At 62.0% G+C, this 22,802-nt stretch carries 19 protein-coding genes; 9 read left to right on the forward strand and 10 right to left on the reverse strand.

All coding sequences use genetic code 11. From position 1 onward, the window contains the following. Positions 1 to 26: 26 nt before the first annotated feature. From JWR51_RS11090 to phoB, 7 genes are all read left to right on the forward strand, one after another. Positions 27 to 1,379 carry a PLP-dependent aminotransferase family protein gene (locus tag JWR51_RS11090; protein WP_299747347.1) on the forward strand — a complete coding sequence of 451 codons (1,353 nt, stop codon included), beginning with the start codon at positions 27 to 29 and terminating at the stop codon, positions 1,377 to 1,379. 348 nt (positions 1,380 to 1,727) lie between these two features. Further along, the gene (locus JWR51_RS11095) at positions 1,728 to 2,747 is read left to right on the forward strand and encodes a substrate-binding domain-containing protein (protein ID WP_299747349.1); all 1,020 of its coding nucleotides are present in this window, start codon (positions 1,728 to 1,730) and stop codon (positions 2,745 to 2,747) included. Positions 2,748 to 2,810: 63 nt separating this feature from the next. Next, positions 2,811 to 4,190: a phosphate ABC transporter permease subunit PstC gene (gene pstC / locus JWR51_RS11100; protein ID WP_299747351.1), complete on the forward strand. Its 1,380-nt coding sequence runs from the start codon at positions 2,811 to 2,813 to the stop codon at positions 4,188 to 4,190. 1 nt (position 4,191) lies between these two features. Further along, entirely contained in the window at positions 4,192 to 5,559 is a 1,368-nt protein-coding gene (pstA, locus tag JWR51_RS11105; RefSeq protein ID WP_299747353.1) for a phosphate ABC transporter permease PstA, read from the forward strand. A gap of 108 nt (positions 5,560 to 5,667) precedes the next feature. Next, entirely contained in the window at positions 5,668 to 6,450 is a 783-nt protein-coding gene (gene pstB, locus JWR51_RS11110; protein WP_299747459.1) for a phosphate ABC transporter ATP-binding protein PstB, read from the forward strand. 34 nt (positions 6,451 to 6,484) lie between these two features. Continuing rightward, entirely contained in the window at positions 6,485 to 7,195 is a 711-nt protein-coding gene (phoU, locus tag JWR51_RS11115) for a phosphate signaling complex protein PhoU (RefSeq protein WP_299747354.1), read from the forward strand. A gap of 34 nt (positions 7,196 to 7,229) precedes the next feature. Further along, positions 7,230 to 7,931: a phosphate regulon transcriptional regulator PhoB gene (gene phoB / locus JWR51_RS11120; protein WP_299733256.1), complete on the forward strand. Its 702-nt coding sequence runs from the start codon at positions 7,230 to 7,232 to the stop codon at positions 7,929 to 7,931. Positions 7,932 to 8,070: 139 nt separating this feature from the next. Here the strand turns inward: phoB and JWR51_RS11125 are convergent, their stop codons facing one another. Next, entirely contained in the window at positions 8,071 to 8,736 is a 666-nt protein-coding gene (locus tag JWR51_RS11125) for a GntR family transcriptional regulator (protein ID WP_299747356.1), read from the reverse strand. Positions 8,737 to 8,936: 200 nt separating this feature from the next. Between JWR51_RS11125 and JWR51_RS11130 the strand changes: the two genes are divergently transcribed. Next, positions 8,937 to 9,869, forward strand: a complete 933-nt coding sequence (locus tag JWR51_RS11130; RefSeq protein ID WP_299747358.1) for a dihydrodipicolinate synthase family protein — start codon at positions 8,937 to 8,939, stop codon at positions 9,867 to 9,869. Then, entirely contained in the window at positions 9,869 to 11,488 is a 1,620-nt protein-coding gene (locus JWR51_RS11135; RefSeq protein ID WP_299747360.1) for a GMC family oxidoreductase N-terminal domain-containing protein, read from the forward strand. Before JWR51_RS11130 ends, JWR51_RS11135 begins: the two co-directional genes overlap by 1 nt. A 267-nt stretch (positions 11,489 to 11,755) precedes the next feature. Here JWR51_RS11135 and JWR51_RS11140 read toward each other — a convergent pair whose 3' ends face one another. The 9 genes from JWR51_RS11140 to JWR51_RS11180 all read right to left on the reverse strand — a co-directional run bounded on the left by JWR51_RS11140 (position 11,756) and on the right by JWR51_RS11180 (position 22,778). After that, positions 11,756 to 13,360, reverse strand: a complete 1,605-nt coding sequence (locus JWR51_RS11140; RefSeq protein ID WP_299747362.1) for a beta-xylosidase — start codon at positions 13,358 to 13,360, stop codon at positions 11,756 to 11,758. Further along, positions 13,357 to 14,277 (reverse strand): ABC transporter ATP-binding protein, encoded by a 921-nt coding sequence (locus JWR51_RS11145; protein WP_299747364.1) that lies wholly within the window; start codon positions 14,275 to 14,277, stop codon positions 13,357 to 13,359. The genes JWR51_RS11140 and JWR51_RS11145 overlap by 4 nt, the downstream gene beginning before the upstream one ends. Next, on the reverse strand, positions 14,274 to 15,323 hold the full coding sequence (locus tag JWR51_RS11150; protein WP_299747366.1) for an ABC transporter ATP-binding protein: 1,050 nt from the start codon (positions 15,321 to 15,323) through the stop codon (positions 14,274 to 14,276). The genes JWR51_RS11145 and JWR51_RS11150 overlap by 4 nt, the downstream gene beginning before the upstream one ends. Continuing rightward, complete coding sequence (locus JWR51_RS11155; RefSeq protein WP_299747368.1) at positions 15,320 to 16,177, reverse strand: ABC transporter permease; 858 nt, start codon at positions 16,175 to 16,177, stop codon at positions 15,320 to 15,322. Before JWR51_RS11155 ends, JWR51_RS11150 begins: the two co-directional genes overlap by 4 nt. A gap of 3 nt (positions 16,178 to 16,180) precedes the next feature. Continuing rightward, positions 16,181 to 17,185, reverse strand: a complete 1,005-nt coding sequence (locus tag JWR51_RS11160) for an ABC transporter permease (RefSeq protein ID WP_299747370.1) — start codon at positions 17,183 to 17,185, stop codon at positions 16,181 to 16,183. Positions 17,186 to 17,305: 120 nt separating this feature from the next. Continuing rightward, the gene (locus tag JWR51_RS11165) at positions 17,306 to 19,222 is read right to left on the reverse strand and encodes an ABC transporter substrate-binding protein (protein WP_299747372.1); all 1,917 of its coding nucleotides are present in this window, start codon (positions 19,220 to 19,222) and stop codon (positions 17,306 to 17,308) included. Between the two features lie 312 nt (positions 19,223 to 19,534). Next, positions 19,535 to 21,046 carry an alpha-N-arabinofuranosidase gene (locus JWR51_RS11170; protein ID WP_299747374.1) on the reverse strand — a complete coding sequence of 504 codons (1,512 nt, stop codon included), beginning with the start codon at positions 21,044 to 21,046 and terminating at the stop codon, positions 19,535 to 19,537. Positions 21,047 to 21,155: 109 nt separating this feature from the next. Then, a complete protein-coding gene (locus JWR51_RS11175) occupies positions 21,156 to 22,085 on the reverse strand; it encodes a helix-turn-helix domain-containing protein (RefSeq protein WP_299747375.1) in 930 nt (309 codons plus the stop codon). Positions 22,086 to 22,169: 84 nt separating this feature from the next. After that, the gene (locus JWR51_RS11180; protein ID WP_299747377.1) at positions 22,170 to 22,778 is read right to left on the reverse strand and encodes a hypothetical protein; all 609 of its coding nucleotides are present in this window, start codon (positions 22,776 to 22,778) and stop codon (positions 22,170 to 22,172) included. Positions 22,779 to 22,802 lie beyond the last annotated feature (24 nt).

The raw sequence follows: 22,802 nt of genomic DNA on the forward strand, positions 1-22,802 counted from the left end.
GATACAATCGTGAGAAAAACGATACAATGATCGCCGCCACCAAACTGCTCCTGCCTGATGGTGACCTGGCGCTGCATGAGCGCCTCGCCACTGCGCTGGTCAGCGCCATCGACAACGGCGCCTTCAAACCGGGCGAGCGTCTGCCGACGCACCGGCGGCTGGCGGAGCGCTTTGGCGTTTCCATCGGCACCGTCACCCGGGCCGTCGATGCGCTCAGCGATCGCGGTCTGGTGCGTGGGGAAATTGGCCGCGGTACCTTCGTGCTGGACCGGTCCGCACCGTCCGATGCCAATGATATTGTCGATCTGACCATTAATGCGCCGCCGCCGCTGCTGGGTTACGAGGCGCTGGCGGAAGCTGCCGAAATCGCCACGCGCCGGGCGTTGCAATTGGCCAATGGCGGCTATGTCGATCACAGCGGCACCGATGCGCAGCGCAGCGTGGTCGCAGGCTGGCTGACCGGCACCCGCCAAACCGTCACCGCCGACGAGATCGTCCTCACCAATGGCGCGCAACAGGGCATTCACCTGGCCTTCGCCGCGCTCAAGGACCGCTCTGCGACCATCGCCACCGAAGGCGCGACCTTTCCCGGCGCCATCGCCGCCGCGGCCAATCTGGGCCTCACCATGCTGCCGGTGCTCACCGACGGGGAGGGCATGTTGCCCGATGCGCTCGATGCCGTGCTGGCGGCCAACCACTGCAAGATCATCTACACGACGCCGGTGTGCCAAAACCCGCTGGGTTTCGAGACTGGTCCCGAGCGGCGGCGCGCCATCGCGGCGGTCGCGACCAACCACGGCGCCACCATCGTCGAGGACGATATCTATGGCCTTTACGCCGCCAAGGGCAGCCTGACCTACAAGGACATCGCGCCTGACAACACGATCTTCGTCACCAGCTTGTCCAAAAGCCTGACGCCGCTCGTGCGCCTTGGCGTCATCGTGCCTCCGCGCCCAATGCGGGCCGGGATCGCCAAACGGATGCGCGCCGAAAGCTGGGGCCTACCGCCTTTCGTGGCCGAGCTATCGGTGGCCTTGATCGAAACCGGCGCCGCCACCCGCATCGCGGCGCAATTGCGTGATGAGGCGATGGCGCGGCAGCTCATGGCACAGCAGATCTTCAATATTGCCAGCCTTCCCATGCCCCAGGGTGCGCCCCATATCTGGTTGCCAATGAGCCCGCTGGCGGCGGAACGCCTGGCGCGCCGCGCCAGCGAGGCGAAGGTGCGGATCACCCCACCGGGCGCAACCATAGTCGGCGCCTCCGGCATCGGCGGCGTGCGCCTTTGCATCATGGCTCCGCCGGCCCGCAGCGGGCTGGAGCGCGGCCTCTTCATTCTCGCTGGCCTCCTGGGCAGTGAAGAAGACGTGATTGTCTGATACGTCATCTGGATGTTGCGCGCCGCTGGTTAGCTTATGTGGCGAGCCTCCGATCGCACCCGGTAACAAGGGTCGAGCTTGTACACGTGCACACTCAAAAATCGCGCCGCGGCTCTTAAGAATGGCCCTGTCGTGGCGTCATGTTTGACCCCGTTGTGACGGTGCCATTTTTGGATTGTTACAATGAAATCCCTTTAATTTCAGCATATTAACCTGTCACAAATCCGTGGCCCAACTGCAATAAAACTGTTGCCGCGCCCTCCTATGGTCGCCGCGTCACAGGGCGGCCCGGCTCCAAACCGGATTGGCCAGCCAGGTTAAAAAATGAATTCCGAAAGGGAAATCCCAATGAAAACCGCACTCCTCGTCAGTGCTGCCGTTATCGCGCTTGCCATGACCTCGACGGGCGCTTTCGCCCAGTCGCGCGACACCATCCAGGTCTCGGGTTCGTCCACCGTGCTGCCGTTCGCCTCGATCGTTGCCGAAGAATTCGGCTCGGCCTTCCCCGAGTTCAAGACCCCAGTCGTCGGTTCGGGCGGCACGGGCGCTGGCCTGAAGCAGTTCTGCGAAGGCGTTGGCGACAACACCATCGACATCGCCAATGCATCGCGTCCGATCAAGGACAGCGAGCGCGAAGTCTGCACCACCAATGGCGTGACCGACATCCGTGAAGTCCAGTTCGGCTTCGACGGCATCGTGTTCGCTTCGGCCGCTACCGGCCCCGATTTCGCCCTGACCCCCGTCATGGTCTACAAGGCCCTGGCTGCCCAGGTTATGGTTGACGGCAAGCTCGTCGACAATCCCTACAAGACCTGGAAGGAAATCGACGCTTCCCTCCCCGACATGCCGATCGTTCTGGCCATCCCGGCCTCGAACCACGGCACTCGCGAAGTGTTCCAGGAGAAGGTCGTGGCTGCCGGTGCTGAAGAAGCCGGTCTGCCCGAAGGTCTTTCCGATGAAGACAAGGCCAAGGCCCTGACCACCTTCCGTCAGGACGGCGTCACTGAAATCGCTGGCGACTATACCGAAACCCTGGCTCGCCTGAAGTCGGACCCGAACACCGTTGGCGTGTTCGGCCTGTCCTTCTACGACGAAAACAAGGACACCCTGAAGGTCGCGACCGTTGACGGCATCGTGCCGACCAATGAATCGGTTGCTGCTGGCGAATACCCGGTCAGCCGTCCGCTGTACTTCTACGTCAAGGGCCAGCACATCGGCATCGTCCCCGGCATCGAAGAATACGTTCAGTTCTTCCTCTCCGACGCCATGATCGGCGAAGGCTCGACCCTGGAAGCCGCTGGCCTGATCCCGCAGCCGGCCGACAAGACCGCTGAAGTTCTCGCCGCTTTCGAAGCCGGCGCGAAGTAATCGTGAATATCGGGCCGCGCCATTGGCGCGGCCCACTCACTTAGTTGTCGCGGGGCCCCATAGATGAACAACCTGGTAATAGCCGCATTGCTGCTGGTGCTGATCGGCCTGGCGTTCCAGACCGGCTGGTCAAAGAGTGGTTCGCTCGTCACCGCCAAAGGCGTCCGGGTTCATTCCCGCCAACAATATCACGGCTCGCTGGTTGCCATCTGGGCGATCATCCCGGCCCTCGTCGCCCTTGCCCTGTGGGGCTGGTTCGGTGGCGACGTTACGCATAATTACATTGTCGGCCAGATTCCCACCGATACGGTGCTTGCACTCGACCAGGTTGGGCTCAATGCCACGATCGCCCGCATCCGGGCGCTGGCTTCGGGCTATGGTGTGGCGGGCGATGTGCTGCCTTACGAACAGGCGGCGGGCGATGCCTTGCGCTCGTTCAATTTCCTGACTTTCGTCGGCACGATCGTCGTCGCTGGGGCGCTCGGTCTTGGGGGCCTGTTCCTGGCCCGCAACCGTATCGATGTCCGCCTGCGCGCCCGCAACGAAGTCGAGCGCGTGATCAACCTGTTGCTGCTGGCCTGCTCTGCCGTCGCCATTCTGACCACGGCCGGTATCGTCGGCTCGCTGGTGACCGAGGCGTTCAAGTTCTTCACCTTTGTCAGCCCGCTGGACTTCTTCTTCGGTACCGTTTGGTCGCCGCTGAACGGTTCGACCATTCCGGGTGAGTACGGTTCCTACGGCTTGCTGCCGCTGCTGGTCGGCACACTGATGATCACCGCGATCGCCATGCTGGTCGCGGTGCCCGTCGGCCTGATGGCTGCGATCTATCTCAGCCAATACGCCCACCGCAATTTCCGTGCTGTCGCCAAGCCGATCATCGAAGTGCTGGCGGGTATTCCCACCATCGTGTTCGGCTTCTTCGCGCTGACCACCGTGGGTCCGTTCCTGCGTGATGCGGGCGGCACGGTCGGTTTGGGTATCAACGCCACCAGCGCCCTGACTGCCGGTGTGGTCATGGGCATCATGATCATTCCATTCGTGTCCTCGCTCAGTGATGACATTCTCAACCAAGTGCCGCGCACGCTGCGTGATGGCGCCTATGGGCTGGGCGCCACCAAGTCAGAAACCATCCGCAACGTGCTGTTGCCGGCCGCGTTGCCGGGGATCGTCGGCGCCTTCCTGCTGGCCGTCAGCCGCGCCGTCGGCGAAACCATGATCGTGGTGCTGGCGGCGGGTAACTCGCCGGTGCTCAAGGGCAATCCATTCGAGCCGGTCGCCACCATCACCGTGTCGATTGTCAACCAGCTCACCGGCGATACCGATTTCGCCGGGCCGCAATCGCTGGTCGCCTTTGCGCTCGGTCTGACCCTCTTCGTGCTGACGCTCTGCCTCAATATCTTCGCCCTCTTCATCGTCCGCAAGTTCCGGGAGCAGTACGAATAAAATGGCCATCGATACGCTTCCCATTGCCAAGCAGACTCCGGCTGAACGCACCCAGGTCGTCCATGACGGCCTGCGTGCCCGCCATCTCAGCGAGAACATCTTCAAGGGCCTGGGTCTTGCCGCCATCATCCTGGCGCTTGGCTTCGTCGCCCTGCTGTTCACCGATATCATCCGTAAAGGCCTGCCGGCCTTTACTCAGGAAAATATGCACCTGTCGGTCAATTTCGATCCTGCCATCGTCAAGGTCGATCCGGTGCCGATCCGCAATGGCTTTGCCTCCGAGGCCGAATACCAGGCCGCAAGCCTGAAATGGCAGCGTTCGGTGGCTCTGCTGAACTGGAACAAGGTGGTCGAAGCTTCGCTCCGTGCCGCGGCGCCTGCGGGCTACGAGATCGACACCAAGGACCTGCTGACCATTGCCGAGACCGACGCGCGACATGAAATTCGCGAGCGCTTCGTCGCCAATCCGACCCTGCTCGGCCAGACCGTTGACATTGACGTCCTGGCGTCGGCCAGCGCCGTCAACTGGATCAAGGGCAATATCGACCGCAGCCTGCAGGACAGCCAGCAGCAGCTCTCGCCCGAAGCGCGCAGCCTGATCGACACGTTTGTCGAAAATGGCGTCATCAGCCGGGGCTTTGCCTGGTCGATCCTGACCAATGTCGATAGCCGTGCGGCTCCGGCCTCGGCGGGTCTGGCAGGCGCCTTCTTCGGCTCGCTCTACATGATGATCATTGTCATTCTGCTGGCGGTGCCGATCGGGGTAGCCTCGGCCATCTATCTGGAAGAGTTCGCGCCCAAGTCCAAGGTGACCGACTTCATCGAAGTCAATATCAACAACCTGGCCGCGGTTCCCTCTATCGTGTTCGGCCTGCTCGGCGCAGCGGTGTTCATCAACTACATGCACCTGCCGATTTCGGCTCCGCTGGTCGGCGGCCTGGTGCTGACGCTGATGACATTGCCCACCATCATCATCGCTACCCGCGGTGCGCTGCTTGGCGTGTCCCCCGCTCTGCGCCAGGCTGCGCTCGGCATGGGTGCTTCCAAGACGCAGATGGTGTTCCACCATGTGCTGCCGGTCACCTTCCCCTCGATCCTGACCGCAACCATCATTGGTGTCGCCCACGCTTTGGGTGAAACGGCGCCGCTGCTGCTGATCGGCATGAAGGCCTTCGTGGCCTCCGTCCCGGCTACGCCGATGGACCAGGCCACGGCTCTCCCGGTCCAGATTTATCTTTGGCAGGGTAACGAGGATCGCAACTTCTTCGAACCCCGCACGGCGGCCGCCATCATGGTGCTGCTGGCCTTTATGATCGTGCTCAACGGTATTGCCGTCTATCTTCGCTCACGACTTGAAAAGCGGGCCTGACCGGGCCAGGTGAGCCCTTGGCCTCCCTATCGGCGCAACGAAAGGAATTGAACAATGGACGTCCTTGCAGGCAAGATCAAAATGACTCAGCAAACAGTGAACTCCACCATGAATCCCGCCGATATGCTTGATCGTCCGATCCGTTTGACCGCTAAGGACGTCACCGTCCACTACGGTGCCAAGCAGGCTCTGCACGGCATTTCGATCAATATACCCGATCGTGCCGTGACCTCCTTCATCGGGCCGTCGGGTTGCGGCAAGTCGACGTTCCTGCGCTGCATCAACCGCATGAACGATACCATCGAAGGCGCCCGGGTTGGCGGCACGATCAAGCTCGACGAGCAGGACATTTACGATCCCAATCTCGACGTGGTGGAACTGCGCGCCCGTATCGGCATGGTGTTCCAAAAGCCCAATCCGTTCCCGAAATCGATCTACGAGAACGTCGCCTACGGTCCCAAAATCCACGGCCTGGCCAAGTCGAAGACCGACATGGACGAGATCGTGATTTCCTCGCTGCGCAAGGCGGGTCTGTTCGAAGAGGTCAAGGATCGGCTGAACGAGCCCGGCACCGGCCTGTCCGGTGGTCAGCAGCAGCGCCTGTGCATTGCTCGCGCTATCGCCGTTGGCCCGGAAGTCATCCTGATGGACGAGCCCTGCTCGGCGCTCGATCCGATCGCTACCGCCATCATCGAAGAGCTGATCGATGAATTGCGCGAGAACTATACCATCGTCATCGTCACCCACTCGATGCAGCAGGCCGCCCGCGTGTCGCAGAAGACCGCGTTCTTCCACCTGGGCAATCTGATCGAGGAGGGCGTTACCGAAGACATCTTCACCAATCCGGTCAACAAGCAGACCCAGGATTACATCATGGGCCGCATCGGCTAGGGCGAACGCTCTCCAGAAAATCGAGGATAACGCCATGCCCATCACGTCCCAAGACCATATCGTCAGCTCCTATAGCGACGAGCTGACCGCGCTGGCCCAGTTGATCGCCGAAATGGGCGGCCAGGTCGAAGTCGCCATCGAGAATGGCACCAAGGCGCTGCTCAAGCTCGACCGTGAGCTGGCCGACGTCACCATCATCGCCGATCAGCGCATCGACGACATGCAGCGCCGCATCGACGACATGGCAGTATCGATGATCGCCCGCCGCCAGCCCATGGCCAGCGATCTGCGCGCCATCGTTACGTCAATCCACGTTGCGTCCGACCTGGAGCGCGTCGGCGACATGGCCAAGCAGTTGGCCCGCCGCTCGCTCAAGCTCGAAGGGCTCAGCCTGCAGCCGACTTTCTATAATGGCGTGCGCAACATGACCAATCTGGTGCTCCGCCAGATCAAGGATGCGCTCGACGCCTATGCCAGCCGTGACCCGGCTGCCGCCATCGAAGTGTGCAACCGCGACGACGAAGTCGACGCCATGCACACCTCGCTGTTCCGCGAACTCCTGACCTACATGATGGAAGATCCGCGCAACATCACGCAGTGCACGCATCTGCTGTTCTGCGCCAAGAGCCTGGAGCGTATCGGCGACCACGCGACCAATATCGCCGAACGCGCCTATTACCTGCAGACCGGCAAGCAATTGACCGCCGATGTGCAGGAACTTCAGCGGACCCAGATCAAGGCGTAGCCGGCTTCGGCCGAGCGACCTTGGGAGTAAACCCATGCCCGCAACAATACTTGTTGTCGAGGACGAGGAAGATATCTCGATCCTCCTGCGCTATAATCTTGAAGCCGAGGGCTTCCGCGTCCTGACCGCCGAAACCGGCGATCAGGCGCAGGAGCGCATCCAGGACAAATTGCCGGACCTGATCCTGCTCGACTGGATGCTGCCCGAAGTTTCCGGCATTGAACTGTGCCGTCGCCTCCGTGCCCGCGAAGAAACCGCCCGCGTGCCGATCATCATGATCACCGCCCGCGGCGAGGAAGAAGAGCGCGTCCGCGGCCTCGCCACCGGGGCCGACGATTATGTCGTCAAGCCGTTCTCGGTGCCCGAACTGCTGGCGCGCATCCATGCGCTGTTGCGCCGTGCCAATCCGAACCTGGTCACTGCGGCCCTCAAGGTCGGTGATCTGGAGCTGGACCGCACCACCCACCGCGTCCGCCGCGCCACCCGCGACGTGCATCTGGGGCCGACGGAATACCGCCTGCTAGAATATTTGATGCGCCATCCCGGCCGGGTCTATTCGCGCGAGCAATTGCTCGATGGCGTCTGGGGCAATGACGTGTATGTCGACGAGCGTACCGTGGACGTGCATATCGGCCGCCTCCGCCGCGCCATCAATCGCGGCCGCGAAAGCGATCCTATCCGCACCGTGCGCGGCGCCGGCTATGCGTTTGACGAGCGGTTTGCACAGGTAGCGTAACCCCTCATCCGCCCTTCGGGCACCTTCTCCCACAAGGGGAGAAGGGGACAAGCCGAGAGTTTTCAGTTGTCGCCCTTCTCCCCTTGTGGGGAGGGACAGCTTGCGACGCGTTCAGCGGAGCAAGCAGGGTGAGGGGGCCTTACTTCACCCGCTCCAGGTAGCGCTGCTTGCTTGGCTGCAGGTGATCGACGCAGAGCTGGGCCAACACCCAGTTATCGTGGCCCTGCAGCATGCCGATCATCATGGCGTGATGCCGGTGGGCGATGCGCAGGGATTCCTTGTCACCCATGGTGTTGGCGCGCACCGGCAGGCTGAGCCGCATATAGAGCTCGATTGACTGCACCAGATGCGCATTGCCGCAGGCGCCGAACAGGGTCAGGTGGAACCGGTCATTGGCCTCGTGCACGCCGCGCAGGAAGTCGGCTTCCATATGCTTGCCATGCTCTTCATGGATAGCCTCGAGCTCGGCGATCAGCGTTGCCGGTGCCGGCAGCGGAATCCACAGCGCCGCCTGCCGTTGCAGCAATTCGCGCACGTCGTAGATTTCCTGCACCTGCTTGGGGGTCAGCGAGCGCACGGTGGCGCCGCGATTGCGTTCGCGCACCACAATGCCCATGGCTTCGAGCTGCACCAAAGCCTGGCGCGCGAAGTGGCGCGTCACCGCGAAGCGGGCGAGCAGGGTGTCCTCGGTCAGCCGCGTGCCAGGGGCGAGGCGGCCGAAGATGATGTCCTCTTCCAGCGCCCGGGCGATGCTGAGATCGTCGTGCTCGATTGAGATTTGTTCGGTTTCAGTCGCAGTTGCCAAGATCGTCTCCCGACGTAACGGCATCCATCCTACAGCGATTTTCGCTGCCGGTCGAATTACTGCCGCCGCGAGGCCAATGCGGGGGCGGCGCCCGTTGATAATTCGTGGCAAAACCGTCCCGCGCGCCGCGTACGCCTTGCCCTCGGGCCGCGTCTGGCCGCATACCGAACCAGCAGTCGCGACGCATCGGGAGATCACACATGGCAATCCTCAACGAACAGGCCAAGGGCGTCTATGTCATCGCGGTGACCCCGTTCGAGGACAATGGCGCGCTGGACCTGGCCAGCGTCGATTCCATGGTGGATTTCTACGAAGGCGCCGGCGTCAGCGGCATCACTGTGCTCGGCCAATTGGGCGAGGCGCCCAAGCTGACTTCGGTGGAATCGGCGCAGGTGGTGGAGCGGGTGCTTAGGCGGCTCGATGGCCGTCTGCCGGTCGTGGTCGGCGTCTCTGCGCCCGGCCTAGCGCCGATGACCGAACTGGCGCAAACGGTGATGGATCAGGGCGCAGCCGGCGTCATGGTGGCGCCGCCCTGGACCACCAAGACCGACGATCAGAGCTTTGCGTTCTACCAGTCAGTGGGTGAAGCGCTGGGCAAGATCCCGTTCGTGCTGCAGGATTATCCGCTGACCACCAATGTCACCATCGCCCCCAAGGTGATCGACCGCATCATCCGCGAAGTGCCCAATTGCGTCATGCTCAAGCATGAAGATTGGCCGGGTCTATCCAAGATCACCGCCCTCCGCGCCGCCAGCGACAAGGGCGAAACACGGCGGATTTCCATCCTCTGCGGCAATGGCGGGCTGTTCCTGCCCGAGGAAATGAGCCGCGGCGCCGACGGCGCCATGACCGGGTTCTGCTATCCCGAAATGATGGTCGGCGTGGTGGGCGAATTTGCCAAGGGCAATGTCGACCGCGCCCACGAAATCTTCGACGCCTATCTGCCCCTGGCGCGCTACGAGCAGCAGCAGGGCATCGGCCTGGCGGCGCGCAAATACGTGCTCGCCAAGCGCGGCGTGATCAAGTCGGGCGCCCTGCGCAAGCCGCGTCCGACCATGTCGGCGCTGGATGTCGCGGATGTGGAATTGCTGCTGGCGCGACAGGCGCGGCGGCTGGCGGAAATTGGTGCGTGATGGCCAAAAGCTATGACTTCGTCATCGCCGGTGGCGGCTCGGCGGCGTCGGTGGCGGCGATGCGGCTGGTGCGCGAATTCGGCTATCGTGTGCTGATCCTCGAACGCGGCCCGCGCGACACGGCCCGGCTGATGGCATTCCCCGCCGGCTACATGAAATTCCTCGCCCGCGATGATTTTCTCGAAATGCACCACACCGTGCCGCAGCCCCAACTGGGTGGACGCGGCCCAATCGTGCCCGTCGCCAAGGCCCTGGGTGGCGGCAGCGCGGTCAACGCCATGGTCTACATGCGCGGCCAGCGCGAGGACTATGATGGCTGGGCGGCTTATCTCGGCAACGACACCGAATGGTCCTACGCCGACATGCTGCCGCACTTCAAAGGCATCGAGGCCAATACCAAGTTCAACAACGAATTCCACGGCATAGGCGGAAACCTGCGAGTCTCAGAGCCCGGCCATATCAGCGATACCACGCAGGATTTCCTGCTTGCTGCCCAAGGCCTGGGTCACACCTATAATCCCGATTTCAACGGCGCCCGCCAGAACGGCGTCGGCATCATGCAGCACACCTACGGGCAATGGGGGCGCCATAAGGAGCGCTCCGACGGCAAGAAGGCCTTCCTCGATCCGCTGGCCAGCGACGGCCGCCTGAGCATCATCACTGGTGCCCGTGTGGATCGGATCGTCATCGAAAACGGTCGCGCCGTCGGCGTCAGCTATACCAAGGACGGCGTCAGCCACACCGTCCACGCCGACCGCGAAGTTTTGGTCGGGGCCGGGACCTATAACAGCGCCAAGCTGCTGATGCTGTCCGGCTTGGGGCCGGCCGATCACCTGCGCGAGCATGGCGTAGACGTAGTGGCCGATATTACCGGCGTCGGCGCTAATCTACAGGACCACCATGAAGTCCCGGTGATCGCCACCACCAAGTCCAGGTCCGGTTATTTCGGCGAGGACAAGGGCTGGCCGATGCTGCGCAACGGCTTGCAATACCTGCTATTCAATTCCGGCCCGGTGACCACGACGGGCATCGAGGCCTGCCTGTTCTACGATCCCGATGGCGGCGAGCGGCCGACAATCCAGCTTTATTGCGCGCCTATCGTCTATCTTGACCGCGACGTGTCCTCGGCCAAGCCGACTTACGGGGTGACCTTCACCTCTTGCTTGTTGCGGCCCAAGGCGCGCGGCAGCGTCAAGCTGCGCTCGGCCAATCCGGACGACCAGCCGCTGGTCGATTGCAACTTCTTCGGCCATCCCGACGACCTGCGGCTGACTTTGGCATCATTGAAAGTGGCGCGGCAATTGCTGGAAACCGAGCCGTTCAAATCCAAGATCGCCGAGGAATTGCTGCCGGGCAGGGCCCTCCAGGACGAGGAGAGCCTGACCCGGTTTGCCGGCCAGACCGTCAAGACCAATTACCATCCCTCGGGCTCGCTGCGCATGGGGCCGGACAGCGATCCGATGGCCGTGGTCGATCAACGCCTGCGCGTGCGTGGCATCGATGGGCTGCGGGTCATCGATTGCTCGATCATCCCGTTCATCCCCTCGGGCAATACCAATGCCCCCGCCATGGCGATCGGCTCCAAGGCCGCAGCAATGATCGCGGAGGATCATCGGTAGGGTTCAAGCACTCAGGCTGGCTTGGTCCATCCTCCATCACCATCACCCCACGCCCTCCACCACCACCGGCCTTCCCGCGGGCCTCTATCAGCATGGCACAAGCGGCCAATGGCCCGCGGGTCAAGCCCGCGGGAAGGCCGGTGGGTGTGGGGAGTTAACGGCCGGGTGGGCGTTGAAGTGGGTGGGGAGAGGCAGTTCCAAGCAAACGCGGCCAACCCAACCAAGAAAATGAGCGCGCCCGGAGGGACGCGCTCGGAACTCCGGCAGTTACCAGTCGAGGCGATGCAAGGAGACGCCTTGGCGGGGGAGAGTGGTCCGGAGTTCGATGTTGCCGTTGGTGACCAAAACGCTGGCCTGAACTTCGATCTGGGCGAGTTGCCCCGCCTCTTCCAGTTTGGCGTAGTCGGCCCCTTGCGGGTTTTGGGGTCTGCCCATGGCTTTCCACACGCCGTAGGAATTGGAATGCGTTTCGTCCATGCGGAAATGCTTGAGCGCGGCCTTGCGATCGCCCCAGCCATCCACCGAAATGGTGACTTCGGCGTCGGGGCCCGCGGCATCGTCATCGTGATAGTGCCAAACCAGGATGCTGACGCCCTTGTCGTCGCGCGTGGCGACCACGTTGACGTCCGGCTCGCCGCGGACGCCGTGTTCCATGATGTCCTGGAGATCGCGGCGATGGCTGCTTTCGGTACGCAGCCAATCGCCGCCCAGCTTGCCGAGCATGCGAAAACCGTTGAGCACGGCCTTGTCGACGCCGTTGGTGGCGAGGTCGCGGAAGCCGTCATACCAGGCCTGGTCGTCGAACAGGAAAGCCCAGGTCACCGCGCCTTCGATGGTGAGGTTCTTGGCCGCTGCCAGCTCATAGGTCCGCAGCATGCTCTCGACCACGTACACACCATAGAGCGGGCCATTGCGATAGCCGTTCTGCGGATGCACGCGGGCCGAACAGGCGGCGCAGCCTTCGGGATCGCTCTCGCCGATGACGATGGGCAGGTGCGTCAGCGAGGGGAACTCGTTGATGATGTCGAGATTGGCTTCGATATCGCGCAACTGCTTGTGCAGCCCCATGCGCACATGGTCGTGCCAGATCACCGGGTTGCCCTTGGCATGGAAGGCCAGGAAATCGATCGGTGAATTGTGGTCGACCACATATTGCAAGAATTCGCGCAGGAATGTTTGCGCCTTGGGATTGGAGAAGGCGCCGCAGGTATGCGGTCCACCCACCCGTGCCTTGGGCAGGGCGCGCTTCACCGCCTTGGCGCTGACATCGTACATGTCGCAGAATTGCGGAATGGTGCCGAGCCAGTAGTGCCCGTCCGGCTCGTTCCATACTTCCCAAGGCCAGGCACTGACCATGCCCTCGCCATAGCGGTCGGCCAGATGCCGTGCCCAGGCGAACACCAGGTCGCCCCACTTCTTTAGGTCATTCGGCGGCGATGCCCAGCCGGTGATGATGGTGGCGTATTTGTCGGCCGGCTCCCAGTGATGCTTGTAGTCGCCCTCGAAGTCCGACAGTGCCTCGGGGGTAAAACCGATCTGCACCAGCGGGATATCGCCGGCCTCGACATAGGTGTCGAAAATCCGGTCCATGATGGTCCAGTCATAGACCGGGTTGCCATCGGCATCTTCCGTATAGGCGTTGGTCGAGCCCCATTTGAGCGCCGCCACGCCATCGCCGCTCGTTAGCAGATTATGCGTGCGGATATGAGGGGGCGACGGGCTGAGCGCCGTCAGCTCCTTGAGCAGCTTCTTGCCGTGTTCCGAATAGGTGTAGTTCGGCTCGTCATAGCCGAACCAGTTCCAGAGCGGCTTATAGGGTCCGGTCGGTTTGTCGGCATGAACTGCGACCTTTACGGCGATGGTATCGGTCATACCGGTTCGTACACCCGCACCAGCCGGCCATCGGGCCGGCTGACCAATTGGCCGCCGGGTGCTGTCGCCAGCCTCGTGGCCAGCGCCACCATGTCGGGATTGGTTGCGAGCTTGCCATCGCCCGCATCTTCGGTGGACAGCACCGAGGCCTTGAGCAGCCGCGAATAGGGGTGCTCCGGATTTTCCAGCACCGTGCGCGCGTCGCCCATCTCGACGATCCGGCCGCGCTGCATGATGATCAGCCGATTGGAGATGTAGTAGGCGGTCGCCAGATCGTGGGTGATGTAGATCACCGACACCCCGAAATCGTCGCGCAGGGCCTTGAGCAGGTTGACGATGGACATGCGCAGCGAGGCGTCCACCATCGACACCGGCTCGTCGGCGATCAGCAGCGGCGGATTGGGGATCAGCGCTCGCGCAATCGCGGCGCGCTGCAATTGCCCACCGCTCATCTCGTGCGGATAGCGCCCCTTCACTTCGGCTAGACTCAGCCCGACTGTTTGGAGTGCCTCGTCCATCGCTCGTTCGACCGCAGTTCGGTCCTTCAGGCCCAAGAAAGTCCGTGCCGTCGATTCCAGATAGCGATCGATCTGCTTGAGCGGGTTGAACGCCTCGAACGGGTTCTGGAACACCGGCTGCACCGCCGCCATGAACGCCATCCGCTCGACCTTGGTCGCCCCGCCTACCGGCTTGCCACGAAAGGTAATGGAGCCGGTCGTCGGCGTTTCCAGCCCCAGGATCATGCGCGCCAGCGTCGTCTTGCCCGATCCGCTCTCGCCGATGATGGTGAAAATCTCCGGCGTTTCCGCGGCCAGCGAGAAGCTGGCATTCTGCACCGCGGCCGTGGTCTTGCGCGACAGCAGGCCGCCCATGGCGAAGGTCTTGGAGACATTGTCGACATTGAGCAACGTGGTCATGCCATCACCCCATGTGCGGCGTGCGGGCTGACGAGCGGCTGCACATCCTGCCAGCGCCAGCAGGCGGTGCGATGGTCCGGCGCCACGGTTTGCAGCGGCGGTACGTCGGTCTTGCACTTGTCGATGGCGAGCGGACACCTCGGATGAAACCGGCAACCGCTCGGTGGCGCGGCCAGGCTCGGCGGGCGGCCCTCCAGTGCCGGGCGCTGCGTGGTGTCGCCAATGCGTGGCAGGCTCGCCACCAGATGCGCGGTATAGGGATGCTTGGGCGCAAAGAACATCTGCCGCGTCGGGCCTTCCTCGACCAGCCGCCCCGCGTAGATGATGCCGACGCGGTCGGCCATGTTGGCGTGGACGCTCATGTCATGGGTGACGAACACCACCGACGAACCCATTTCCTGCTGCACGTCGCGGATCAGCGACAGCACTTCCTTTTGCACCACCACGTCGAGCGCGGTGGTCGGCTCGTCGGCGATGATGAACTCGGGGCGGCAGACGGTCGCCAATCCGATGGTGACGCGTTGGCGCATGCCGCCGCTCAGTTCATGCGGATAGGCCCGCAAAACGTCAGCAGGCAGTTTGAGCTTTTCGAGATGAGAAACCACCCGCTCTTCGAACGCCTTCCCCCTCAGCCCGAGTGGCCGCGCGGCAAAATCCTCGAAGGTTCGCCCGATGCGCCGCACCGGGTTGAGCACGCTCATCGAGCCCTGCATGATATAGCTCAGATGGCGCCAGCGGATCGCCTCGATCTGCGCGTCGGTTGCATCGGCCACGTCCACCGGCCCGCTGGAAAAATCGTATTTCACCGAGCCGGCGACGACGCGGAAGGGTGGCCGCAACGCCGCCGCCAGCACTTTGATAAACGAGGTTTTGCCCGACGAGCTTTCCCCCGCAATGCCGTAAATCTCGTTGCGGCGCACGGTCATGGTGATGTCGTCGACGGCGCGCACCTCGCGGTCCACCCCGAAATAGCTCATCTGGTAATAGGCCTTGAGACCCTCGACCGTCAGGATGTCGCGGCGTTTGTTGTCCTGGGCCATGGTCATGCTCCCATGCGGCGCAGGCGGCTGCGCGGGTCGATATATTCGTTGAGCGAGACGGCCAGCAGGAACAGCCCGATGAACAGCAGCACGACGATGATTACGGGGATCAGGATCCACCACCACACGCCCACCACCATGGCCGAGTGGTTGTTGGCCCAGTAGAGCGTAGTGCCGACTGTGGGGATATTGATGTTGGTGAAGCCGAGCACCGCCAGCGTGACTTCCAGCCCGATCGACCAGATCATATTGGCCATCGTCGTGGCGAAGATGATCGGCATCACGTAGGGCAGGTGCTCTTCCAGCATGATCTTGGCTGGCGACATGCCGGCGAACACCGCCTGCCGGGTGAATTCGCGATGGCGCAGGCCCAGCGTCACCGAACGGATCAGGCGCGCATCATAGGGCCAGCCGAAGCAGGCCATCACCAGCGCCAGCGTGAAGCCATTCAGATTGCTGCGCATGACGAAGTAGAACAGGATCAGGATGGGGAAGATCGGAATGGCGACGAAGATGTCGTTGATGAACATCAGAACGCGATCCACCCAGCCACCGAGATAGCCGGCGGCGAGGCCCACGGCGATCGAGATGATGCGCGACAGCAGCGCCACGGTCAGCCCGAATGTCAGGGTGTTGCGGAAGGCGAAGCTGAGTTGCCAGAACATGTCCTGGCCGCGCGAATTGCTGCCGAACCAATATTGAGCGCCGGGCGGCTGATCGGGAATGGCGAGATAAACCTGGGTGGGATCGACCGGCGAGAAGAAGCTCAGGCAGGCGAAAATGACGATCACCGCGACCAGGATGGCGCCGATGGTGAATTCCACATTGTAGCGGACGAGGTCGCGCAGGACTGCAAACATGGACTACTCCGTCCGAACGCGCGGGTCGATCAGGGGGTGCACCAGATCGATGATGAAGATGGCGCTGGCAACTGCGATCACGGCGATGCAGGACACGGCCAGCGTGGTGGCGGAGTCGCCGCCATTGACGGCAGTCACCAGGAGGCTGCCGAGCCCCGGATAGCCGAACACCTGCTCGGTGATGATGGTGCCCGAGAAAATGCCGCCCAGCGTCATGGCCAGCGAGGTCAGTTGCGGCACCATGGCGTTGCGGATCACGTAGGAAAACGCAATGCGGTTGCGCCCGACGCCACCGAGTTCGGCGAAGGTCACATAGTCCTCGGTGACGATATTGGAGACCAGCGCCCGCATGCCGAGGAACCAGGTGCCGATGCCCACAATGGTCAGCGAAGCGGCCGGCAGGATGGAATAATGCAGGATCGAGAAGATGAATTCGGGGGTGAAGGCGGGGCGCACATTCATCGCGAAGCCGCCGCTGATCGGCAGCACCGGCCACAGGAAGCCGAAGATGATGACCATCAGAAAAGCGACGATGTAATAGGGGATTGGCTGCAGGCCGATGGCGACGATGCCGAGCGCCTTCAGAGCCCTTGAGTTCTGGTAATAGCCGGCGAGGCCCCCGGCGATATTGCCCAGCAGCCACGTTAGTAGCGTCGAGACCGTCAGCAGCCCAAAGGTCCAGGGCAAGGCCAGCATCACCAGCTGCATGGCGGGGCGCGGGAAAGCCAGTAGCGACGGGCCGAAATCGAAGGACACCAATCGGCGCAGGAAATTGAAATATTGCTCGTGCAGCGGCACGTTGAGCCCGAACAGTTCGGTCAGCGTCGCGCGCAGCGATGCGATGGCTTCGGGACTATAGCTGGATTGTCCGCTGACCCGGCCGATGATGGATTCAACCGGGCTGATGGGCGACAGGTGCGATACCACAAAGGCGATGGAGCAGCCGGCAAAGATAACGGCAAGGAGTTGGATGAACCGCTTGAGAGCGAAAAGCAGATAGGCCTTCATCGTCGGCAAGGTCCTCTGGTCAGGCGCCCGGCCGTGGCCGGGCGTCTGGTGCTAGGGAGGGTGGTTTCCATGTCGCGTTTCCGAACCGGAAAACCGCGACGCACTTTTCCTGGAAACGCTTTAATTACCGGTCGGCTTCAACTGGGTCAGGATATATTTCGAGTTGGACCAGTTGTTGACGATGTTGGCGTAGGGGTTGGACTCGGCGGCCGGGAAGCCCGTCCAATGACGGGTGTCGTAGGCCGAGAACACGTTGAACGACATGATCGGGATCACCGGCATTTCGTCGACCATCAGCTTGATGAACTCGTTGCCCAGCGCCACGTTGGCGGCGTGATCGTTGAACTCGGTCGTGCGCATCTTTTCGATGATCGGATCGAGGCCCGGATTGGTCCAGCGCTGCCAGTTGCGCGCGGTCTGGCGCTCGCCCGGCTTGGCCACATAGGACGAATGCCAGCTGTCGAGGAAGAACGACAGGTCGGGATTGCCGCCCCAGGTTTCGATCGACCAGCCCATGCCTGCTTCGTAGTCACCGAGCGGCAACTCGTTGGCGAAGATGTTGGGCACGGTTTCCGCCGTTGCCTGCACGCCGCCCTGCGTCCATTGCTGGGCGATGTCGGTGCCCAGGCGGTTGATCACGCCATCGGGGAAGGTCTTGAGGGTGAACTTGAACGGCGTGCCGTCCGCCAGCATCCATTGACCGCCCTGGTTGGTGAGGCCGGCTGCTTCCAGCAGTTCGCCGGCTGCCGCCAAATCCTTCTTCCACCAGCCGAAGCCGAAGGATTTGTGGATCGCGGTTTCGTCGGTCGGCACCGCGTCGCCAAACTGCGGACGCACCATGTCGGCAATACGTTGGCCGACGGTGGCGTCATACGGCTTGATCTTGGACTTGCCGGTATCGAGTTCGTAGGCGACCAGATAGTCCTGCAGCGGGCCGTGATAGTCGTCGGTATGGGTGCCGGTCGGCGGCATGGCGATGGCCGACAGCGTCGCCGCGCCACGATAGGATGCCATCGACATTTCCAGCGGATCGAGCATCAGCGTCAGCGCCCAGCGGACGCGCTTGTCCTGGAACAGCGGGTTCTGGTTGTTGAAGATGACCATGGGCAGGGTCGGATCGGGATGCGCATAGGGGAAGCCGGGGAACCAGCCGCGGGCGGTCGGGTCCTGCTTGGCCAGGGCGAACATGCCTTCTGGCGACAGATCGTGGATCATGTCGAGGTCGCCATTGACCATTTCGATCAGGCGTTTGTCGTTGTTGGGGATCGAGCGGTAGATGACATATTTCGGTGCGGGTTCGCCCCATTCGGCCATGCCGGTCTTGTCCCAATCGGCACGCTTTTCCCAGATGTACCAGGCGCCGTTCGGATCGAACGAATTGAGCGTGTAGGGACCAAGGCCCACCGGCGGATTGAAGTCGAACGCCTTGACGTCGGCCTGCTTCTCGAAAATGTGCTTGGGCATGATCCAGGCGGCATTCCAGCGCACCGTGAACAGGGCGTGGAAGCGGGCATTTGCCTTCTTGAGCTTGAAATGGACGGTGTAGTCGTCCGGGGTGTCGATGCTGTCGATCGCGTCGGCGAAGGGGGCGCTCCACACCATGCCGGGATTGGCGATCTGGGTTTCCACCGTGTACTTGACGTCGGCGGCGGTAAACTCGACGCCGTCGCTCCACAGCACGCCCTTCTTGAGATTGGCGGTCATCTCGGTGAAGTCGGCATTGTAGACCCAAGGGCCGGTGGTCAGCTCGTTATAGAGCGAGCCTTTCAGGCCCTTGTCCGGGTCGATGAACCACAGCGTGTCCAGCACCAGCTGGTGCAAGCCATTCGACCAGCCTGCGCCGTTGCCGGCGACCCACATGTTGAAGTTCGACGGGTTGGTCGATGGAGGTTCCGGATTGTTGATAATCAGCGTTTCTTTACGCGGGAAATCGGTCAGCGGCGGCGTTGCCGCCTCATCCTGGCCATAGGCCAGGCCCTTTGCCGCAAGCATAAGCGCACCGACGGCGGTGCCCACCATGAAGCCACGTCTATCCATCTTATCCTCCCTGGGCGGAGCGCCATTCGGCTTCTCCGGTCGAAAGTGCCCTCCAGCACCGTGGGATCATGCTAGCGCATCGAAAGGGGAAGTCAACGTACTATGTGATATGAACCCGAAACCATGATGAACAATACGAATGGGCGCACCTTTTCCGGGTGCGCCCATTGTCAGGTCGGTTATGTGCTCAACGCGTCGCTCAGGAGACGCGATCGCGCGTGCCGCAAGGTTTGTGATCGTCAGTGCTAACACGATGCTAGCATTATGAAGCTCGAGCGAGCCTCATGACGACGTGATTTTGCGGCTTTCGTGTCAGACCTTCACGCGCACCATCTGGTAGGAGTAAGGCGGCAGGCTGACCGTGAGGGTGCCGTCCGCAATGCTCGTTCCGGTTCCCTTGCGGGGTGCCACGGCGTTCTGGTCGCGGGCGACGTTGACCGCTTCCAGGTTGTTGTGGGTCATGATCTGGTGGTCGATGACCGCGCCGGCGGTGAAGCCCTGCAGGCTGACATCGACCGAAATCGACTCGCTGGCGTGGCGGTTGACGAGGAAGAAGGCGAGCGTGCCATCTTCTTCATTGTGCACGCCGGAGACGTCGACATAGGGCGTGTTGTCGGCGTGGGTGCTGTCATAGCCGGGCGAATTGACCAGCAAATTCAAGGCAGTGCCGCGACCGAAGATCGAGGCGAAATAGTAGGGGTAGTAGATCGTCTGGGCCCAGGCCGGGCCGCCCTTTTCCGTCATGATGGGGGCGATGACGTTCACCAACTGGGCGATGCAGGCGATTTTCACCACGTCCGAGCGGCGGATGAAGGTATTGAGGATCAGCCCAACCATCAGCACGTCTTCGAAATTGTAGATGTCTTCGAGCAGGCCCGGCGCGTGCGGCCAGCCGCTATTGCCGTCGAGGATTTCGCGATCCTGCTTGTTGGAATGATACCAGACATTCCACTCGTCGAACGAGATGAAGACCTCGCGCTTGCTCTTCCGCTTGGCTTTTACCTGCAGGATGGTGGAGGCGACGGTCTGGATGTAAGTGTCCAGTTTATGGTTCAGCGCCAGATAGTTAGCGGTGTTCTTGTCGCGGTTGGCGAAGTACATGTGCAGCGAGATATGATCGACGTGATCATAGGTGTGCTCGAGCACGATGCGCTCCCAATCGGGATAGCTGACCATGTCGGAATTGGATGAGCCGCAGACGATCAGCTCGAGCTTACTGTCGAACATGCGCATGGCGCGGGCCGTATTGGCAGCCAGCTTGCCGTATTCGGCGGCGTCCTTGTGGCCGACCTGCCAGGGGCCGTCCATCTCGTTGCCGAGACACCACATCTTGACGTTCCACGGCTCCTTGCGGCCGTTCTTGATGCGCAGATCGCTCCAATAGCTGCCCCCCGGGTGGTTCACATATTCGAGGAAGCTGCGGGCCTCGTCGACGCCGCGCGAACCCAGGTTCACCGCCAGCATCATCTCGGTGCCGACGGTCTCGCACCAGTCGGCGAATTCATGCACGCCCACCGCATTGCTGTCGGAAGTGTGCCAGGCCAGGTCCAGCCGGGTCGGGCGCTGATCGCGCGGCCCGATACCGTCTTCCCAGTTATAGGCGGAAACGAAGTTACCCCCGGGGTAGCGCACCACCGGTACATTGAGATCCTTGACCAGCTTGGCCACGTCGCCGCGCATGCCATTGGCATCGGCGGTCGGATGGTCGGGCTCATAAATGCCGGTGTAGATGGCGCGACCGAGGTGCTCGAGGAATGCCCCATAGACACGATCGTCGATTTTGGAGATCGTGTAATCCCGATGCGCCGTTACCGTCGCCTTCATCTTATCCTCCCAGTAGTCCCGTTTATCTGATTTATATCAGTTGTGCCGTTTGTACGTGACGGAACGGGGACGCGCAAGCGTCTGCGCGGGAGAAATTATCGACGATGTTTCAGCGTTCGGTTTGCAGCCGCAGCACGATGTCCTGGTCGTAATTGCCAAAGCCCTTGCCGAAAATATTGATGCCGCCCGGGTGTTTGGCGTCGGCTTTGACGGCGATGCGCAGGCGGATCGAGTGATGGTTTTCGAGGTCGAGGTCGACCAGCGAGATCGGTGATATCTTCATCCCATCGACAAAGCTGCCGTCATGGGTGACGCGCCAGGATTTGAGCTTGCCGTACTGGCTGCCCTTCAGTTTCCACCAATCGGGGGTATAGACGCCGCGTTTGTCCCCGAAATCACCGGGCGACATCCAGGTGCCGATTTCGGTGCCATTGACCGACAGGGTGATATCCGACGGCCAGTCTGCGGAGGTGCCCGGCACCTCCGAGGACAGCTCCATCGAAAACTCCATCGACTCGATTTTATTCTGCGCCAGCTTGGCATTATTGGGGAACTGATACTCGACATATCCCCGCGTGAACCAGATCAGCCCGGTCTTCATCCGCTCGGGATCGAGGAAGGTATCGGGCACGTCGAGCAGGCCGATAATGCCCTCGCTGGAGCACAGGCCGCACGGCGCCGACACCTCGCAGCTGGTGTAAAGCCCCAGCGGCATCGACACTTCGATACCGTTGGAGCGCTGTTGGGCGATGTCCTCCTTGAACATCACCAGGACCTCGTCGAAGGTCGAATGGCAAATCTTCTGATTGCCCTTGCGCGCCTTCTGCGTCTCGGTGCGGATCAGCCCGGCCTCTTCCAGGATCTGGATATTGGTCGACACCGTCGACTGCGGCAGCTCCAGCTTCTCGGCTATGTCGTTGCCATTCATCGGCCCCTGCACATGCAGGAGCTTTAGAATCCGGATGCGGATCGTCGACGCCAGGCCCCGGAGAACCTCGAAGTCCTCTTCGGGGTCGACGACCAGAAAATTGCGGCTCATAGGGGATAACTTCACATATGACGGGTTGATAACAATTTTGTATCAGAAATTGTGATTGAATCAACGGCGTCTAACATGATGAAGTTACGGGGTAAGCAGCTCCAAGGTTTCCGCGTCGAACAGGGGGGTATCCTGCCCGGCGACGACGAATAGAATCTTGCGAGCATCGTAATGGACCTCGAAATACTGGATGCCATCCGGCCAGTAGCCGAAATCGCCGCAAGGGGGCTCGGGCACTTCATCGGGGATAGCCGTCTTGGCCAGTTCGGCCTCGAAGTCCTCGAGGGGAATGAAATGGAACCGACCGACACCAGCGGGAGCGACCAAGGCGTCCTCCGGTACGCAACGCGGAGCGATCGCGGGATCGGTGTGTTCGTCGAAGATGCGGCGGATGCCGTCTTCCCATTTCTCGCCGTCCTTGAGATCGAAGACGTAGATCACCGGTTCGCCGTCGCCGCCATCGGAGAACTTTTGCACCACCGTATTGCCTTCGAAGTGCAGGTCGATCTTGCGGTCGCCGTAGTCGCAGCGTTCGACCCAGGCGGCGAGGCCGACTTTGGCGTCGGACAGTTTTTCCCAGGCGCAGCGGTCGTCGGCGGGGCGCGAGGGCTCGCCGGTCTGGGCGGAGGCGGGGGCACTGAGCAGGACGGTCAGCGCCAGCAGGGCGAGGCCGGAGAGGGCGAATTTGGTCATGGCAGTTTCCGTTGCGTTGGGTGA

The organism is Devosia sp. (assembly GCF_028290625.1).
Taxonomy (GTDB): domain Bacteria; phylum Pseudomonadota; class Alphaproteobacteria; order Rhizobiales; family Devosiaceae; genus Devosia.

Coding starts and splice junctions, on each gene's coding strand:
- pstC (WP_299747351.1), top strand. CDS start 2,811: ATGAACAACCTGGTAATAGCCGCATTGCTGCTGGTGCTGATCGGCCTG.
- JWR51_RS11145 (WP_299747364.1), bottom strand. CDS start 14,277: ATGACCACGTTGCTCAATGTCGACAATGTCTCCAAGACCTTCGCCATG.
- JWR51_RS11130 (WP_299747358.1), top strand. CDS start 8,937: ATGGCAATCCTCAACGAACAGGCCAAGGGCGTCTATGTCATCGCGGTG.
- JWR51_RS11140 (WP_299747362.1), bottom strand. CDS start 13,360: ATGACCGATACCATCGCCGTAAAGGTCGCAGTTCATGCCGACAAACCG.
- JWR51_RS11180 (WP_299747377.1), bottom strand. CDS start 22,778: ATGACCAAATTCGCCCTCTCCGGCCTCGCCCTGCTGGCGCTGACCGTC.
- JWR51_RS11160 (WP_299747370.1), bottom strand. CDS start 17,185: ATGAAGGCCTATCTGCTTTTCGCTCTCAAGCGGTTCATCCAACTCCTT.
- JWR51_RS11090 (WP_299747347.1), top strand. CDS start 27: ATGATCGCCGCCACCAAACTGCTCCTGCCTGATGGTGACCTGGCGCTG.
- JWR51_RS11095 (WP_299747349.1), top strand. CDS start 1,728: ATGAAAACCGCACTCCTCGTCAGTGCTGCCGTTATCGCGCTTGCCATG.
- JWR51_RS11170 (WP_299747374.1), bottom strand. CDS start 21,046: ATGAAGGCGACGGTAACGGCGCATCGGGATTACACGATCTCCAAAATC.
- phoB (WP_299733256.1), top strand. CDS start 7,230: ATGCCCGCAACAATACTTGTTGTCGAGGACGAGGAAGATATCTCGATC.
- pstB (WP_299747459.1), top strand. CDS start 5,668: ATGAATCCCGCCGATATGCTTGATCGTCCGATCCGTTTGACCGCTAAG.
- pstA (WP_299747353.1), top strand. CDS start 4,192: ATGGCCATCGATACGCTTCCCATTGCCAAGCAGACTCCGGCTGAACGC.
- JWR51_RS11165 (WP_299747372.1), bottom strand. CDS start 19,222: ATGGATAGACGTGGCTTCATGGTGGGCACCGCCGTCGGTGCGCTTATG.
- JWR51_RS11175 (WP_299747375.1), bottom strand. CDS start 22,085: ATGAGCCGCAATTTTCTGGTCGTCGACCCCGAAGAGGACTTCGAGGTT.
- JWR51_RS11155 (WP_299747368.1), bottom strand. CDS start 16,177: ATGTTTGCAGTCCTGCGCGACCTCGTCCGCTACAATGTGGAATTCACC.
- phoU (WP_299747354.1), top strand. CDS start 6,485: ATGCCCATCACGTCCCAAGACCATATCGTCAGCTCCTATAGCGACGAG.
- JWR51_RS11150 (WP_299747366.1), bottom strand. CDS start 15,323: ATGACCATGGCCCAGGACAACAAACGCCGCGACATCCTGACGGTCGAG.
- JWR51_RS11135 (WP_299747360.1), top strand. CDS start 9,869: ATGGCCAAAAGCTATGACTTCGTCATCGCCGGTGGCGGCTCGGCGGCG.